This window comes from Microbulbifer thermotolerans, assembly GCF_001617625.1.
Lineage (GTDB): Bacteria > Pseudomonadota > Gammaproteobacteria > Pseudomonadales > Cellvibrionaceae > Microbulbifer > Microbulbifer thermotolerans.
This window is the reverse complement of record NZ_CP014864.1, coordinates 762,763-780,128: the sequence shown is the minus strand read 5'-3', so window position 1 is coordinate 780,128 and position 17,366 is coordinate 762,763. Positions and strand designations below refer to the sequence as shown.

General features: G+C 57.7%; 12 protein-coding genes. 7 read left to right on the top strand and 5 right to left on the bottom strand.

Features of this window, described 5'->3' with window-relative positions; translation table 11 throughout:
• Positions 1 to 121 precede the first annotated feature (121 nt).
• The gene (locus A3224_RS03295) at positions 122 to 1,534 is read left to right on the top strand and encodes an aminotransferase-like domain-containing protein (RefSeq protein ID WP_067151450.1); all 1,413 of its coding nucleotides are present in this window, start codon (positions 122 to 124) and stop codon (positions 1,532 to 1,534) included.
• Here A3224_RS03295 and A3224_RS03290 read toward each other — a convergent pair.
• The 5 genes from A3224_RS03290 to A3224_RS03270 form a co-directional block, all read right to left on the bottom strand.
• Positions 1,524 to 2,000, bottom strand: coding sequence for an Lrp/AsnC family transcriptional regulator (locus tag A3224_RS03290; protein ID WP_067151447.1), 477 nt, complete (start codon positions 1,998 to 2,000; stop codon positions 1,524 to 1,526). The two genes, A3224_RS03295 and A3224_RS03290, sit on opposite strands and share 11 nt — an antisense overlap.
• A gap of 102 nt (positions 2,001 to 2,102) precedes the next feature.
• Positions 2,103 to 3,296, bottom strand: a complete 1,194-nt coding sequence (locus A3224_RS03285; RefSeq protein ID WP_067151444.1) for a pyridoxal phosphate-dependent aminotransferase — start codon at positions 3,294 to 3,296, stop codon at positions 2,103 to 2,105.
• A 157-nt stretch (positions 3,297 to 3,453) separates the two neighbouring features.
• A complete protein-coding gene (locus tag A3224_RS03280) occupies positions 3,454 to 5,619 on the bottom strand; it encodes an autotransporter outer membrane beta-barrel domain-containing protein (protein ID WP_067151442.1) in 2,166 nt (721 codons plus the stop codon).
• Between the two features lie 525 nt (positions 5,620 to 6,144).
• Positions 6,145 to 7,629 carry a cryptochrome/photolyase family protein gene (locus tag A3224_RS03275; protein WP_067151439.1) on the bottom strand — a complete coding sequence of 495 codons (1,485 nt, stop codon included), beginning with the start codon at positions 7,627 to 7,629 and terminating at the stop codon, positions 6,145 to 6,147.
• A gap of 8 nt (positions 7,630 to 7,637) precedes the next feature.
• Entirely contained in the window at positions 7,638 to 8,600 is a 963-nt protein-coding gene (locus A3224_RS03270; protein ID WP_067151436.1) for a YbgA family protein, read from the bottom strand.
• Positions 8,601 to 8,818: 218 nt separating this feature from the next.
• Here A3224_RS03270 and A3224_RS03265 point away from each other — a divergent pair, with 218 nt between their 5' ends.
• The 6 genes from A3224_RS03265 (at position 8,819) to A3224_RS03240 (ending at position 16,992) form a co-directional block, all read left to right on the top strand.
• Positions 8,819 to 9,697, top strand: coding sequence for a hypothetical protein (locus A3224_RS03265; protein WP_156481416.1), 879 nt, complete (start codon positions 8,819 to 8,821; stop codon positions 9,695 to 9,697).
• A gap of 157 nt (positions 9,698 to 9,854) precedes the next feature.
• Positions 9,855 to 10,712: a hypothetical protein gene (locus tag A3224_RS03260; protein WP_067151430.1), complete on the top strand. Its 858-nt coding sequence runs from the start codon at positions 9,855 to 9,857 to the stop codon at positions 10,710 to 10,712.
• Between the two features lie 180 nt (positions 10,713 to 10,892).
• Positions 10,893 to 11,774, top strand: a complete 882-nt coding sequence (locus A3224_RS03255) for a hypothetical protein (protein WP_067151427.1) — start codon at positions 10,893 to 10,895, stop codon at positions 11,772 to 11,774.
• Between the two features lie 53 nt (positions 11,775 to 11,827).
• Positions 11,828 to 13,039, top strand: a complete 1,212-nt coding sequence (locus A3224_RS03250) for a hypothetical protein (RefSeq protein ID WP_067151424.1) — start codon at positions 11,828 to 11,830, stop codon at positions 13,037 to 13,039.
• Between the two features lie 128 nt (positions 13,040 to 13,167).
• Positions 13,168 to 16,221 carry a D-2-hydroxyglutarate dehydrogenase YdiJ gene (ydiJ, locus tag A3224_RS03245; protein WP_067151421.1) on the top strand — a complete coding sequence of 1,018 codons (3,054 nt, stop codon included), beginning with the start codon at positions 13,168 to 13,170 and terminating at the stop codon, positions 16,219 to 16,221.
• Positions 16,222 to 16,278: 57 nt separating this feature from the next.
• Complete coding sequence (locus A3224_RS03240; RefSeq protein WP_067151418.1) at positions 16,279 to 16,992, top strand: tetratricopeptide repeat protein; 714 nt, start codon at positions 16,279 to 16,281, stop codon at positions 16,990 to 16,992.
• Positions 16,993 to 17,366 lie beyond the last annotated feature (374 nt).

Genomic DNA, 17,366 nt, shown 5'->3' with positions numbered 1-17,366 from the left:
TCGTTACTCTCCCCGAACTGCAAAAAAGCCAGTTTGCCGCCTTCGCCCAAACCAAAACAGAGACAATAATTTGCGCTTTTTGCAGTACAATTTACCTCGGCATATCAATCCCGGGGGTGAAATGGCCGCTCTCTACCGCTTATTGGCAGCACAGCTGCAGCGGGAAATTCGCGAGCACCGCTGGGGTGCCGGTCAGCGGCTGCCGTCAGTGCGGCAGTTCGCCCATCAGCACAATGTCAGCGTCACCACCGCAATACAGTGCTACCGAACTCTCGAGAGCGAGGGCTTGATCACCGCCCGCCCCCAGTCCGGTTTCTATGTCCGGGATACCACCCACGCGGAAGCGGGCGCAGAATTGCAGGATTTCACCGCTGCGCCAGGTGTGGTGACCAATATCGCGGAAATCGAACAGGTACAGCGCGCCGCCGCCACCCCTGGCAGCGCACCATTTGGTATATCCCTGCTGAGCCCACAACTGATCCCCCTGACAGAGCTGCAACGCAGCCTGCACCGCGCCACCCTCAAACTCGGGGAGCGCCTCGTGCACTATGCGCCACCACAGGGAGACAAGGCGCTGCGCGAGGCGCTGGCACAGCATTTCGCTACGGACGGCCTCGCCCTGCCCGCGCGGGACCTACTAATCACCAACGGCTGCATGGACGCCATCTGTCTCGCCCTGCAATTGACGACCGAGCCGGGGGATGTCGTCGCACTGCCCAGCCCCTGCTTCAGCGGCCTATTGCAGTTGATCGAAAGCCTCGATCGGCGGCTGCTGGAAATCCCACTGCACCGCAGCGGCATCCGTATGCAGGCCCTGGAAGCCGCCATGGCAAACCCGGAAGTCAAAGCCTGTGTGGTGACTGCCAATCACCACAATCCACTCGGTTTCAGCCTCAGCGTCAACGATAAGCAGCGTATCGCCGCGTGGGCCGCGGAATACCGCTGCCCGGTCATAGAGGATGACGTATTTGGGGAGTGTGGATTCGATCTGAACCGCTCCCTCCCCATCAAACACTGGGATCGGGACGGTTGGGTATTCTGGTGCAGCGCCTTCTCAAAAGCACTGGTCCCCGCCTACCGTATCGGCTGGTGCGCCCCGGGGCGGTATTTGTTGTCAGCGGTACAACGATGGCGCGCACAGGCAGTGAGCGTGAACCTGCCACTGCAGGTAGCACTGGCGGACTTTGTCAATACCGGCCACTACCGCCGCCACCTGCAGCGCCTGCGCCTGGCGCTGGCGGAGCAGCTAACCGTGTACCGCCGCACCCTGAAAAACGTAATGCCGGCGGAAACAGCGATTTCGCGCCCGGACGGCGGTTTTGTCCTATGGCTGACACTGGCGGAGAGCTTCGATGGTATGGCACTGTTTGAGGCCGCTGCCGCCCGCAATATCAGTATTGTGCCCGGCCAGGTATTTTCCAGCCTGGGACGCTATCGCAACTGCATTCGCATCAATTGCGGCTGGCCCCTGGAACGGCGCTTGAAGCGGAATTTACAAGTGCTGGGGGAAATAGCCAGCGAGCTCAGTCGTTGAACAGCAACTCCAGCGGATAGCCGGTAAACGGCTTGGTTTTTTCGATCACCAGGTGGGAGGTCATGCGCGAGATAGCCGCCTCCTCGTTGGCCAACAGCTGCTCGGACACGCGATTGAAATCCGCCGCGTCCGGGCACACGAAGCGCAGCATATAGTCGAACTCCCCAGACATCTTCACACAGGAGACGATCTGCGGAATATCGTTGATGGCGCGGCGGAAGCTTTCGGCAGTGCGGGCATCCTGCCGCTTTAAGGCCACGTTGACGTAAAACTCGGCGTGACGCACTTTGTCCAGGTTCACTTCGGCGCGAAATTCCCGGATGTAACGCTCGCTGGTCAAACGCTTGACCCGCGCCAGGCAGGCGCTCTCGGATAACCCTATCTCCTCACTCAGTTTCAGATTACTGATGCGCGCATTGGTCTGCAGCGCCCGCAGAATTCGCAAATTGTGCCGGTCGATTTTCACAGCTTTTGTTCTTGCTATTGGAAAAAAACAAGGATAGCGGCAGCAAATATTCGCCTGCAAGCAGACGCCCGTAAAAGGCGTCCGCATGCGGGTGAATGTCTGTCAGGCGCTGCGCTTGTTGCCAGTGGTGACAAAACGCTCTATGCGGTCCAGAGCGCGGGACAACTCACCCTCATCCGCCGCCAGTGTCAGGCGGACGTGGTTGACGGCGCTGGGGCCGAAAGGAGCGCCGGGCAGCACCGATACCCGTTCGGCATCGAGCAGTGCCTCGGCGAAGGCCTGGCCGGATTCCGCGATGTTGGAGACATCCACCATCACGAACATCCCTGCGTCGGGGGAGTAACAACTGAGGCCGGGAATTTTGCCGATACGCTCGACGATCAGATCCCGGCGGCGCTCATAGGCATCGCGCATCTGTTTGACAAAGTAGGAGTCAAACTCCAGCGCAAAGGCAGCGGCCTCCTGAATGAATTGCGGACAACCGAAGATGGTGGCACCGGCGAACCCGATCAGCCGCTCTACTAGCGGCCCGTGGGCCACGGCCCAACCGAGGCGCCAGCCGCTCATCGCGTGGGACTTGGACAGGCCGTCGATAACGACAATATTGTCCAGGTGCTCGGCGGCGGTACGCAGGGAAGTGTGGCGGCGGGCAAAAGTGATCATGGAATACATTTCATCACACACCAGCCACACATTGCGCGCGCGGCAGTAGGCCGCCAGTTCGCGCAACTGCTCCGGGGTGGCCATGGCGCCCGTGGGATTGACCGGCGTATTGATCATGACCGCGCGGGTATCCGCGCCTATGGCGGCCTTGACCGCCTCCACGTCAAAGGCGAAATGGGTCTCCGCCGGGCAGGACACTTTTTTCACTTTCAGGCGCAGTGCGTCGCAGATGGGCACATAGCCGATATACATCGGCTCTGGAATCACTATCTCCTCGCCCGGATTCAGCAGGCAGGACAGCACCGCGAAGATGGCGTTGGTGCCGCCGGGGAAAACCACTACGTCATCGGGGCTGCAGGGATGCGGGGAGACTTTGCTCTCGATATCGGCGATGGCGCGGCGCAGCATCGGCTCGCCAGCGGCCGGGGAATAGTGTGTGCGGCCAACGCCCAGCCGCGCGCGGGCAAAGTCCAGGATGGGTTCCGGCGTATCGAAATTGGGGTCGCCCACACACAGAAAGATCACGTCCTCGCCCCGGTTCGCCAGTGCGTGGGCGCGGTCGCTGACCGCCCACACATCGGCATCGGCACGGTTTAGGGCATCGCTCTGCAGACTGAATCTGGGACTAAACATTGTCACTAGTGTCACTTTCGGGTTGTTATCAGTACCGGTAACGGTAACAACCACCCGAGTAATCGGCGGCGCGAAACGGACGCGATTTTCGCATTCCCGTGAATTTTTCCGCGCTTTTGCCGCAGAAAATTCGGTGAAATTTTGCTGATCCTTCCCATCAAAAACGGTAATTCAGATTCAAACCACCCACGGTGTCCTCTGGCCGCACCAGGATGTTGCCGCTCATTTGCAGCTTGTCGGTCAGGTTGAGCCCCACCAGGGCGCCAAAGCCATTCTGAAAAAAGCCCGCGTGACGGCTGTCGTAAGCCGCCAGGTAGGCGCTGTTACCGGGGATAGACTTAACCCCGATGCCCACCTTGTCCGTATCGTCACCGCTGTTGTACTCCAGCCATACTTCACCGAACCAACGCCAGTCCGCCTCTTCCGGTGCGTTGTAAAAAAAACCGGTGCGCAGGCGGTAATAGTCGCGGCTCTGGTGGCGCACATAGAGGCCGAGGGGGTCCAGGGTCTCACCGTTGTTACCCACATAGGTGAGATCGCGATTGGTGGATTCCCGGAAGCTATCCACATCCACCTGGGTCCACTCACCGGCGATAAAGGGCCCCAGCTGGCAGGGCAGCGCCGGGGCTGTGTCGTAGCCGGCGCGGGCGAACAGGGTCACGGCATCGCCATCCGTACCGCCCTCGATACGCGTAGCAAAACGCTGCCCCAGATAGATATCCCGGTCCACCTCGTGGTAGTCGATATCGCCGTACGTTAGCCCGCCATCGACAAACCAACGCTCATCGTTCCAACGCGCCAGCGCGGAAAAGTTGACGGTACGGGCCTTGAGCGAAAGGCTCGGGGGCGTGTAATCATTGCCGGCGTAAGACAGCGCCAGCGCCCACTCGAAATGATCGCCTGCGGCGAAACTGAAGCCAAAAAAACCGTCCCAGCCGTTGCTGTTGCGGTTTGGCGCCGGCCCCTGGCCGAGCTCCGTATACTGCCAGGCGCCGCTGAAAAACACCGTGGTGGTGGGATCGCGAAAGCGCTGCGCAACCAGGTGGTGATCGATATTGGACTGGTGCAGGCGGCTGTTCTGGTAACCGAGGTCCGGCAACATGGCGAACCCCACCGGGGCGCTCAACACGGAATAGTAGTAATCGCCAACCAGCTGTGCGGCGGCCAATGTCGGATGGATGCCGTCGTTAAACAGCAGCCTGTCCGAGTCGGGAGCACTGCCAGTCTCACTGTAGACGGGATTGGGGTTATCGCAGGCACCGGCGGCGTAGCAGGTGGCGGCCTGATCGATATCGGCAAAGCCGAACAGCCCCGGCTTCGCTTGCGCCAGGGCGGTGATACCCTCGGTATCGAGGATCAACACATTGCCGATAAAATTCACACGCACCCGCAGCGCATCGTTAAACAACGCAGTGCCAATATTTGCAGTACTGACCGCATCCGCCCCCAGGTCGTTCATCAGTGGTGTATCGCCCACCCGGGGCACATTAGACACCACCACGAACGCGGCGCCGGCGCGGCGCAATTCACTCGCGGCGGTAGCCAGAAAGTCGGCAGAGCGCTTCATGCTGTCCGGGGAGACGGTACCGGCGAGCGTGGCGGCAATAATGTCGTTGCCACCGCCATTCAAAAAGTAAAGGGTATCGCCGGAAACGCCGTTTTGAGGCAAGTAACCCCGGCCCGTGCCAAAGGGCACACCGGTGAGGGTGATATTGTTGTTCGGATCGTCCACCAGAGCCTGCAGCGCCACTGGATCACCGAAAGCGGCAGTCGCCTCCATCACTTCTGCAGGGGAAAGATACGGGCTCTCGCCCGCAGCCGGATCGCAGACGCCATCGGCGCCGCAGCGGGTGGAGTCCGGCAGGATAGTAGTCAGGTTATTGTGATCGGCCACGGTGGTATCCGGGAAAAGCTGCCGAAAGCGGTGCGCCCCCACTAGATCCAGCAGCACATCTGCGGTGCGGTTGCCGCCCACGGCCCAGTTGCTGCCGTTGGCCAATACCGAAGTCACTACCTGTTGCAACTGACCGGCTGCGTCCGCGGCGGTGGGATAACAGGGCACCGGCCCGCCAACGCTAAACCCCAAACCGGAACAGGAAGGCTTAAGCGACGCCAGGCCAAAATCCTGTGCGGTAAAACTGATGGCCGGCTGCATCGGCAACAGGCCGTCCGGGTCACTGCTGGTAAATATGCCGGCGTTGCCACTGTCCGAAAGACTGTCACCAAAAACGACAATATTGTTGTAGAGCTTATCGGCGGCCAAAACCGGACCGGCGGCGGCAAGAGCCACAGCGATAGACAGGGTTTTCCATGAAAAGCCCATTGCGCACTCCATTGCAGTAGGGAATCAATCGCAGTGGAGCAAGTATAGACACGCCGCCGCTCACCAATAGCAGCACAAGGACTTTTTCACTGACGCCTGAAGGGACCTCTGCCCCATTCACACGGGAGCTGTAATAATCTTCTAGGGTTCACATAATTGGGTGGATATTTCAAAAGTCCCCCTAGCTCCTCCGGATACCGCCCTGTACCCGAGGATTTCGCAATACCCCGGCCACCGCCTGCACTGATCCTTTGGCCTAAGGAACCTCTGATTAATTCGCGTGAAGGCTTTGGTTAGTTCCGTGGCGCTCAAGCAATAGGATGGCCATTTCGAAAACGCACGAGTACTTCCCTGTAGCTCCGACGGATACATCCCTGTATCCGACGGTTTCGAAATGGCCACCCTATCACCTGAGCTTCTCATCTAGCTCCAAAGAATTTTTATCGTCAGGAAGCGAATTAATCAGAGGTTCCCTAAGCCTCACATCCGCCCCCGAAGCGCCTCTGCCACCAGAAAGTGACTTAATCAGAGATTCCTTAAACCGGCAAAAGCAGCGATTGCCTGATCGCGGCTTTGCGCCACATCGCAAACCGGTGCCGGGTAACCATCGAGCGGTGGCGGGCAGTGAATCGCTTTCTCACTCAGGTGGCGCAATTCCGGCACAAACCGACGGATAAATTCACCGTGCCGATCAAACCTTTTCGACTGACTGTAGGGATTGAAAACACGAAAATAAGGCACCGAATCCGTGCCCGTAGACGCAGCCCACTGCCAACCGCCATTGTTCGCGGCCAGATCCGCATCAATTAATCGCTGCATAAAATAGCGCTCGCCCCAGCGCCAGTCGATCAGCAGGTTTTTGGTCAGGAAGGAAGCAACCACCATGCGCAGCCGATTGTGCATCCAGCCGGTTTCGTTTAATTGGCGCATGGCGGCATCCACAATGGGTACGCCGGTTGTACCTTCGCACCAGCTCCGAAACAATTGCGCATCGTACTTCCAGGGCACGCGGTCCGTATCCGGCTTAAAGGGCTTGTGCATGGAGAGCCGCGGGAAGGCGGCAATCAGATGGGTGTAAAACTCTCGCCACAGCAACTCTCCCAGCCAACACTCTGCGCCCTGATTGCCTCCACTCCAACCACCGCCATTCTCCGCAAACGCCATCTGCACACACTGACGAATGGATACGGCGCCGCAATTTAAATAGGGAGAAAGGCGCGAGGTGGCATCCTTGGCTGGAAAATCGCGCTCCAGCGCATAGCGGCCGATTTTCTCACGGAATGCGCGCAAGTGACGCGCACCCGCTTTTTCCCCCGGCATCCACCCCAGCAGCCTGCCGTTCCTGTCGGGCGTGAGCTCATAACCCGGTAGTTTTCCGGGAATAGTCCGCACCAGATTATGTTGCTCTGCAAGTTGAATCCAGCGGGGCCATCCGGCCGCCGTTTCCATTTTTCGCGGCGGCGGCAGCGGTGCAAAATAATCGCTGCCGCAACGGGCGACAAAGGCGCGTTTAAAGGGCGTAAATACTTTGTAGGTTTCCCCGCCCCCGGTTTTAACCGCACCCGGTGGCAGCAGGGTTCGGTCGCTGCAAAACTCCACCTGTAACCCTGCGTTTTTCAGAGCCGTGCGCACGGCGTCATCGCGGCGCTGTTCGTTGTAGGGATATTCCGAATTGGCAAAAAGAGCTTCAATTTCAAGCTTGTGGACTATCTCCTCCATCGCCCGCGGCACCTGCTGGAATCTGGCGATTTCGAGAAAATAAAGCGGAATATTTCGCTCCGCCAATCGCTGCTGCAATTCTCGCAGACAGGCCAGACGGAAGGCGACCACCGGCTCCCCCTCATCCTGCTCTTGCCAACTTATCGGGCAGGCGATAAAAACAGCGGCTAATTCACGGCAACTTTGCGCGCCCCGGTACAACGCGGTGTTGTCGTTCAAGCGCAGATCATTGCGCAACCAAACCAGCCCCCGGCGAAAGCGCTTCAATGGCTTAGGTTCTGGATTGCCCATAGCGCCTCTCAGCGGAAATCACACAGTCCCAGCTCAGCAGGTTCTGCGGCGAGCAGCACCTGGCTATGGATAAACTGATGCGGGCTGCGCGGAAGGTAGTGACGCAGCATGGTCAATACCGCGGATAGCGGTTTACGTCCCCGGTAATAATCCTCGATTAAACGGGTCAACTCCGCCCGCTCTTCCTTGGTCAAATACTCGTTCAGATGTCCCTGGCTGTGCATCAGTGCATTGGTTCTATCCCGGCGATTGGCAGGATGGCTGAGAATCTCCATCATCCTGCCGCGCACTTCCACAGCCAATTGTTGCGGCTTATAGCCGCTGGTGTCTGAAAGCAGCCGTCCCAATTCACGGGTCAGCGGTTGATGGTGGGCCAGCAGAAGGTATTTATAAGCCGTGTAGAACTCCGTCACCCGCGCCGGACGCGGGTCCGGAGCCACATAGCGATACCAGGCATCGTAGGCGAACACACGTGTGAGAAAATTTTCACGGATATCACTGGCATTCAAGCGCCCCACTTCCTCTATCGGCAGATGAGGAAAATGTTCGCGCAGGCGCGCGGCGAAAAGACCGGCACCGTGGGCCAACGCGCCCGAGCCATCCTCCTTGTAGTGCGGCACACTGCGCACACCACAGCTCGGGGATTTCTGCATCAAAATAAAACCGCGCAGTTCCGCCACCTGCGGGACCACCCGGTCGGCGTAATTTTCCAGCGCCTCGGTAACATCCATACGCGGATCATCCCGCCCTACAGCCCGCAGCCGGTCACTCACAATCAAATGAATCGGCGGTCGCGGAACACCCAGACCAATAGCCACTTCAGGACAGAAAGGGCGCAGCTCCAAACACTGACTGAGAAGCTCCGTGCAGACCTTGCTGTGCTTGTGACCGCCGTTGTAGCGCACCGGGTCGCCCAGAGCACACTGGCTTATCCCCACCGGAATCCTCTCTGTCAGCAGCTGGATTTTCATATCAGTGTTTCTATTTTCCGCTTATTACCATTTGATAGCGTGACACATCGACTTATACAACCATAGTCCTAGCCGGACACCATCTAAATAGGCATGGCTGACTTTCTTTAGAAAACTCGAACAACCGCAAACAGTCGCAATTGAATCCGGTGCCAAATATCAATAAGATTTCGGCTTTCGCATGGAAGAAAGAAAAGGCCGGAAACCCCAGGGAACCTATGCTTAAACGACTTTTCGCCACCCGCAAACGCCCCTACGTACCCGGCATTAATCGCCCCGAAACTATCCGGGTAGACCTATCCGGCAGTATTCTGACTCTGCAAATGCCGCCGCACTCATACTATGGAGGATTTCCGGGTGAAGATCCGCCGCCTCAGGTAAATATCTACGAGCAAGGACGGTATGTCGACGATAGTGGCCTACCAGACTGGCAACGAGAAAGGGAATCTTCATTTCATTTTTTGCGCCGCAAGTGGGCATTTTACGGCCCTCCCTGGCGTCCCCGCCCCTATGGCACCATCTCTTTTAGTATCACTGTCTGGCGCTGTGATATTTTGCCAGAGGACATGAGTTGCTTTAACCCTAATCACTTTGAACAGATGGCCCTGCGCAGCCTCTGGTATGCTGGCCCCGGGCGTCCAAGCATAGGGGAATATAAAGCTCCCATCCACTGGCGTCTTCAACAAGAGTCCGGCGCAACTTGGCTTTACTTTGAAAGCCATCGCGATTATTCCCATGATGCTTGGCAGCCCCCCGAGTTTATGCGCACCTATCGTGACTGCTATCTGCGTATCCCGCTAGACAACCGCTACTATCTGAACTTGGTCTTTAGCTATCTCGGCTACGCTCCCGTTAAGTACTGCCTAGCCAATATGAATAAACTTCGGGATGCCGTGTTGGATTCCGTACAGATGGAATTCAGCGCAACAGCAAAAGAGCGTCTGGCGGAAGCGAAGCACAAATGGCCAGATGCCCACGCCAGCGAACACCGTGATCCGGAGCCCTGGATTTACCCCGAGTGGCGTTACGGTGGTATAGGTGAAGAAAATATCGTCGTAGTAAATCCCGGCAGCCCGCCGCCAGTACTAACATCCTGATTTGCACTCGCCCCTACTATAGCCAGAACTTCCTATTTCAGCGGTTTAAAAAACTTGAACAGGCGCAAATAGCACCAATTGAACCGAGCGCCAGATATCAATAGAATTTTGACTTTCACATGGAAGAATGGCCGGGACCAGAAACCCCAAGGAACTTATGCTTAAACGACTTTTCGCCACCCGCAAACGCCCCTACGTACCCGGCATTAATCGCCCCGAAACCATCCGGCTAGATCTCTCCGGCAACATTCTTACCCTGCAAATGCCGCCCCACTCCTACGATGGATGGGGCCCGAGCAGGGAACCCCCGCAGATAAATATCTATGAGTCATACCAATATACTGACGACAGTTATGAGCCGGAGTGGCGGCGAGAAGGTATATCATCGTTTGAGTTTTTGCACCGTAAATGGTCATTCTACGGGCCTCCCTGGCGCACCCAGTCTTACGGCACCATCTTTTTCAATATCTTTGCCTGCCGTTACGATGCTCTGCCGGAAGGCATGAGTTGCTTTAACCCCAACCATTTTGAGCAGATAACCTTGCGCAACCTTTGGTATTCTGGAGTCCTCGGCGGGATTCAGGCCCCCATTCATTGGCGATTGCGGCAAGAGTCCGGTGCAACCTGGCTTTACTTTGAAAGACATAATGACGATCTTGAACCGGAGCCACTCCAGGAGATTTTAAGCACTTGCCTTGATTGCCATCTTCGTATCCCGGTCGACGACCGCTACTATCTGGACCTGCACTTCAACTATTTCGGCTATGTCCCAGCAGAATACTGCCTCACCAATATGAATGCACTGCGGGATGCTGTACTGGACTCTGTACAACTGGAACTCAGTTCATCGGCAAAAGAACGTCTGGCGGAAGCAAAGCGCAAATGGCCGGATGCTCGCGCCAGTGAACACCGCGACCCGGAGCCCTGGGTTTTCCCCAAATTGCGGGATGGTGTTGAGGGAGAAGAGAGTTACGTCGTACTGGAGCCCGGCAGGCCGCCAGTATTAACCCCATGAACCACAATACAGCAGCAGTGCAATGCGCCCGCTATTGCCCTGCCATGCCCAAATACCCCTCGTCTTTTTAAGAAAATTTGAACAACCGCAAAAAACGACAATTGAACTTGGCACCAGGCATCAATAAAATTTCGACTTTCACATGGAAGAAAAGCTGGGGCCAACAATCCCAAGGAACTTATGCTTAAACGACTTTTCGCCACCCGCAAACGCCCCTACGTACCCGGCATTAATCGCCCCGAAACTATCCGGGTAGACCTCTCAGGCAATATTCTGACGCTGCGAATGCCGCCCCATTCCAACTACGGGGGATTTCCAGGTGAAGACCCGCCACCACGGATAAATATCTACAATCCAAGCCAGTATTTCGACGACGGCAGCAACCTACCCGAGTGGCAGCGTGAGGGGAAAGCCGCCTTTTACTTTATGAAGCGCGATTGGGAATTTTACGGCCCTCCCTGGCGTCCTCGCTCCTATGGCACCATTTGTTTCGGTATCGGCCTCTGGCGCTACGATGCCCTGCCGGAAGGAATGAGTTGCTTTAATCCTAAGCACTTCGAGCAGATATGCCTGCGCAACCTCTGGTATACCTGTCCCGCATGCCCCAGCTTAGGAGAATATCGGGCTCCGGTCCACTGGCGTCAACGGCAAGAGGCTGGCGCAACTTGGCTGTATTTTGAAAGACACCGCGACTATTCCCACGATAAGGAACCGCCTCCGGAGTTTATGCGGACCTATCGTGACTGTTATCTGCGCATCCCGCTGGACGACCGCTACGGTCTGGATCTGAACTTCGGCTATATCGGCTATGCCCCAGTAGATTACTGCCTCGCCAATATGAATGCGCTGCGGAATGCCGTGCTGGATTCCGTACAGCTGGAACTCAGTGCAACGGCGAAAGAGCGCCTGGAGGAAGCGAAGCACAAATGGCCAGATGCCCGCGGCAGCGAACACCGTGATCCAGAGCCCTGGATTTACCCCGAGTGGCGTTACGGTGGTAAAGGTGAAGAAAATATCATCGTAGTAAATCCCGGCAGCCCGCCACCAGAGCTAACCCCCTGATACCACAGAAACCTACTTACTCAATTTTATCAAAAAATAGCAAGGGAGCTGTTATGCAAAACAAAAGCAAAACTTGGAAACTTATTAGTGGCGGTAATGGCATAGGGAGAAACGTCTACGTAAAGAAAACCCAGGAAAAAGTCTGGGAAACTATTCAGCGCGAACATACCGGTAACTATTATCTCACCAGTGTGGTCAGAGCGATCCATGCACTAAGCAGTGTTGCCGTAGGCCGCCGTTTCCAGACAGAAAAACTGACTTTTGACGGCGCAGCCATCCTCTATCAGCTAGACAACGACGGTAACGTACTGATTTATAGACTGGAAATCGACAGCGATTACAAACTCCATAAAGGCCCACAAACAACCGGTCTCTATCAAGTTCAACGACAAGCTAACCGCTGGCAAACCGATAACAAACGTAGAACCGAGATACAGCTGGATCACCGCTGGGATGGCGCCCACTACGCCGCTGTCAGTGGAAAATTTGACGACAAAGAACAGGCCGGAAGAATGCTGATCGAGCATATCTCCAAGGCCTACAGCAGTCTCTGCAATGAGTTTGTTAATTGCTCCGGGAATCACTACTCCCTATATTGGCAAAACGGCGGTTTTAAGAGCGACAAACACCGAGATCATCTGGCATCGCTGATTCAACAGGCGATGCTTGCCGGAGCACGGGTACACTGGCTAGCGCACGGAGAGGGGGCCGGGACTTTTGTGCGCGCCCTGCAAGTTCTGGAAAAACAGCTGTCTCCGGAACACCCCCCGATGCAATCTCCGGCGCGAGAAGGGGCAAAGAAAGCAGAACACCAAAAAGCACTGCGCCAATACCTGAACCGGCAGAAGGTGTACTTTTCCAATCCACGTGGTGTCGGCACCCGAAAAAAGGAGCTGGAAGACCTATGTAACAAGGTGGGGATCAGCTACGTGGGGACCAAGGTCAACCCTTACGATATGCTCAACAAAGATGCGCGCCGAGACGCGCTTCTACAGCATGGTACTGTAGCGACCGCTCTTGCCGCGGGCCACACCTTCTCCGAAGTCTTAGGCTTGGAAGAGATTCCGCAAACAATTGTTAACACTGCTAGCCAAGTCTTGTCCTCAGGGTCGGTCTTTGGCGCTGCAGCCGTAGGAGCTTATGGTTGCTTCTTGGTGCGCGATAAATTAGCAAAGATCAACGCCTACGTCAGAAACCTGCCCTCCGCTGCAATTCGCACAGCCCAAAGCACCTTCGGCAAAGGCAACCAACGCTGGGCAGCCTGACTTTCTCCCACTTTTCAGTCCGGGGGCGCCAAACGGCGCCCTCGCTCTGTACAGCCCCATATAGCCCCCCTCCCCGCCGCCGCGCTACAATGCCCGCCCTTTTCTTCTCCACCCAGTAAATGCGACCCATGATCCCAGCACTGCGCGAAGTCGACGAAGTACAGGCTCTCTATCTCCAGTTTCTCGAGGCGCTGAAGGGCGGCGGTTTTCGCGGCGATATCAGCCCCAGCTACGCCAGCCGCACGGTTCTGTCCTCGGACAACTCCATCTACCAGGTACTGCCCCAGGCGGTGGTGTACCCGCGGGATATCCACGATCTGCAGCTGATCGCCAAGCTGGCAGACCGGGAGGAGTTCCACCAGGTGGTGCTGTCCCCCCGCGGCGGTGGTACCGGCACCAATGGCCAGTCCCTCACCGATGGTCTGGTGGTGGACATTTCCCGCCATATGAACCGGATTCTGGAAATCAACGCCGAGGAGCGCTGGGCGCGGGTGCAGGCCGGGGTGGTGAAAGACCAGCTGAACGCGGCCCTGAAGCCCTACGGGCTCTTCTTCGCCCCGGAGCTTTCCACCAGCAACCGCGCCACCATTGGCGGCATGATCAATACCGATGCCTCAGGGCAGGGTTCCTGCCTCTACGGCAAAACCCGGGACCATGTGCTGGAACTGTCCACCGTGCTGCTGGGGGGCGAACTCTGGCAATCCGCACCGATCGGCGATGACACACTGCGCGAAGTCAGCGCGCGCGATGACCGCCCAGGCAAGGTGCACCGCATCTGCGACGAGATAGCGCGGGACAAAGCCGAACTGATCGCGCACAAATTTCCCAAACTGAACCGCTGCCTCACTGGTTACGACCTGGCCCATATCCGCGAAGGTGGCGAATTTAACCTCAACAGCGTGCTCTGTGGCTCCGAGGGTACTCTGGGCTTTATCGCCGAGGCGAAGCTGAACCTGCTGCCGATTCCAAAATGCGCGGCGCTGGTGAACCTGAAGTACGACAACTTCCAGGATGCCCTGCGGGACGCCAAGGACCTGATGGAGGCCGGCCCCACATCCATCGAAACGGTGGACAGCAAAGTGCTGCAGCTGGCGATGGAAGATATCGTCTGGCACAGCGTGAGCGAGTTTTTCCCGGCGGAAGAGCGGCCGGTAAAAGGCATCAACCTGGTGGAATACACCGCCGATTCAGAAGAGGAACTGGAACAACTGCTGGCGAAATTCACCGCCCATGTGGACGCCATGATCGGCCAACCGGGCAAAAGCTTTGGTTACACCATCGCCCGCGGCCACGCCGAAGTGAATCGCATCTGGGCCATGCGCAAGCGCGCCGTGGGCCTGCTGGGCAATGCGCAGGGTGAGAAACGGCCGATCCCCTTTGTCGAAGACACGGCGGTGCCGCCGGAAAATCTGGCCGACTTTATCGCCGAGTTCCGCGCGGTACTAGACGACGCAGGCCTCGACTACGGTATGTTCGGCCATGTGGACGCGGGCGTGCTGCACGTGCGTCCGGCCATCGATATGAAAGACCCCGAACAAGCGGCGCAGATACGCGCTATCACCGACAAGGTGGTGGCCCTGACACAAAAATACAAAGGCCTGCTGTGGGGCGAACACGGCAAGGGGGTGCGCTCCGAGTACGCGCCGGAGTTCTTCGGCGAACTCTACCCGGAACTGCAGCGGATCAAGGCCGCCTTCGACCCGCGCAACCAGCTGAACCCCGGCAAAATCGCCACCCCCAGCCGCGCCTCGTCCCTGCTGAAGATCGACCAGGTCACTACCCGTGGCGAACTGGACCGACAAATTCCAGTGCAGGTGTGGGACGGTTACAGCGAAGGCGTCTACTGCAACGGCAATGGCGCCTGCTTCAACTGGAATCCTGACGACGCCATGTGCCCCTCTTACAAGGCCACCCGCGAGCGCATCCACTCTCCCAAGGGCCGCGCCTCCCTGGTGCGCGAGTGGCTGCGACTGCTCGCGGCGCGGGGCGTGGACCCGGTGGAAACGGCGCGCAAGTTTCGCGAACAATCCTTCTTCGTGGGGCTGCCGGGGCGCATCAAAAACTCCCTGGCCAAAATGCGCGGAGAATACGACTTCAACCACGAAGTGAACGACGCCATGCAGGGCTGTCTGGCCTGCAAATCCTGCTCTGGCCAGTGCCCCATAAAGGTGGATGTCCCCGAATTTCGCAGCAAGTTTCTCGAACTCTACTACAGCCGCTACCTGCGCCCGCTGAAAGACTATGTGGTCGGCGGCCTGGAATTTGTGATGCCGCATTTGGCGAAAGTACCGCAGCTATACAACTGGCCGCTGAAACTGAAGCCTGTCACTTGGCTGCTGGAGCGCGGCTTGGGACTGGCGGACAGCCCCCTGCTGGCGCGCAAGAGCCTGTACAAAACCATGGCGGAGCTGGGCGTGCCCTTCGCCAGTGCCGCCAGCCTGGAAGCCCTGGGCCCCGCCCAGCGCAGCCGCGCTGTCATCATTGTGCAAGACGCCTTTACCAGCTACTTCGATGCCGAAGTGGTCGGCGACCTGCTGAAGCTGCTGAAACAATTGGATTTTGTTCCCCTGGTGGCCCCCTTTAAAGCCAACGGCAAACCCCTGCATGTGCATGGCTTCCTGCGTCAGTTTCAGCGGGTGGCGGAAAACAACAGCGCCATGTTGAACGAACTGGCCGCCAGCGGCGTACCGCTGGTGGGCGTGGACCCATCCATGACCCTGACCTACCGCGCCGAGTACCGAAAGCTGCTCGGCGAAGAAGCACCCAAAGTGCAGCTGGTGCAAGAATGGCTGGCCGGGCAGTTGGAACACCTGGAGCAACAGCGGCCGCGGCTGACCCCCGCCCGCTTCCACCTGTTGCCGCACTGCAGCGAGCAGACCAACGCCGCCGCCAGTCTGAAAGATTGGCAGCGGATTTTCGAAGCTCTGGGCCTGGAGCTGCATACCGAACGGCTCGGCTGCTGCGGCATGGCCGGTACCTACGGCCATGAAACGGCGCACAAGGAGACGTCCCGCACCATATTCCAACAATCCTGGGCACCGCGCCTGTCCGGTACCGGTGCGGATACAGAAAAGCTGCTCGCCAGCGGCTATTCCTGCCGCTGCCAGTCGAAACGCTTTGCAGGTGTGTCCTTGCGCCATCCCTTCCAAGGCATACTGGCGCAACTGCAGCCTGAGGGGTGATACTGAGAGTTATTACAGCCTCTCAACTCCCGAGCCGTTACAGGGAAGGCGCCCAAGATGCACGGAACCCTGACCAGCCTCTCTCTCGCAGTTCTGCTCCTTGCCGCCGGTGTTGCAGTAGCGACACCGGCGGCGAAAGGAGAAGGTGCCACACAAAAGCTGCTTACCAGCGCCGAAGCACTCGCGTTACAAGGCGATTTCGACCGCGCGCTGCCCCTCTACGAAAGAGCCATCGGCACCCTGGCAGACAAACCACAACAGCAGCATGCTCTGCGCTACCGCTACGGCATGGTGCTGAACGCCCTTGCCGCCCGCGCCCGCCCGGAACTCTACCCGCTGGCTCGGGCCCAATTTGAGTCAGTACTCGCTTACCTGGATGGCGGTGCCACCCTGGGCCTGCCCGCCCCCTTCGAACACTCGCCCGCGCGGGTGCGCTCGGCGCTGGCCCACACCTACCACCAGCAGTCCGCCAGCGAGCAGGACCCGCTGCGCAGGGCACACCTGTTGCGCACCGCCTACCAACTGTACAGCCGCGCCATCAGTGGACTGACCCGTCACGGGGAGTGGCACAACCTGGCCATCACCTATTTCAATCTGGGACAGGTGTGCGAGTGGCAGGGCAATCTGGAAGAAGCCATAGAATGGGTGGAAAAAGCCGTGGAACTGGACGCCCGCCACGGTTTTGCGGATCTGGAGGAAGACCGCGCCTACCTGCTGGGGCTCCGGCAACAGCTCAACCCTCCCCAGCCTGCCGACGCCACATCCACCTGAGGAAGCTTCGGCTCATTCATACAGGAGCTTAAGCGGGCTTTGGGGTGCTCTGGCCATGGAATCGGCTTCTCATCTGCCCCCGAAGTCTCTTTGTCACCGGGCGGCCAATGAACCAGTGGCTCCCTGTAGCACCCGACAGACCAGTCACAAATAATTTCAGAGAAATTTTTTACTTTCTCTATGCGGATTGGAAAACCAATCCAGCGCTTATTCGTGCCTCTCATTAGGATGACATCGTTATCAGCCAGTTTTTTCGCAAAGAAATCAATTACTAAGCCTGCGGAGATTTGTTCAACCGATTATCCGCAAACATTCTTATCGGCAAAAAATGGTTGCAACAAAAGAAAGCCTTTGGGGCCAAAATCCCATGCTTT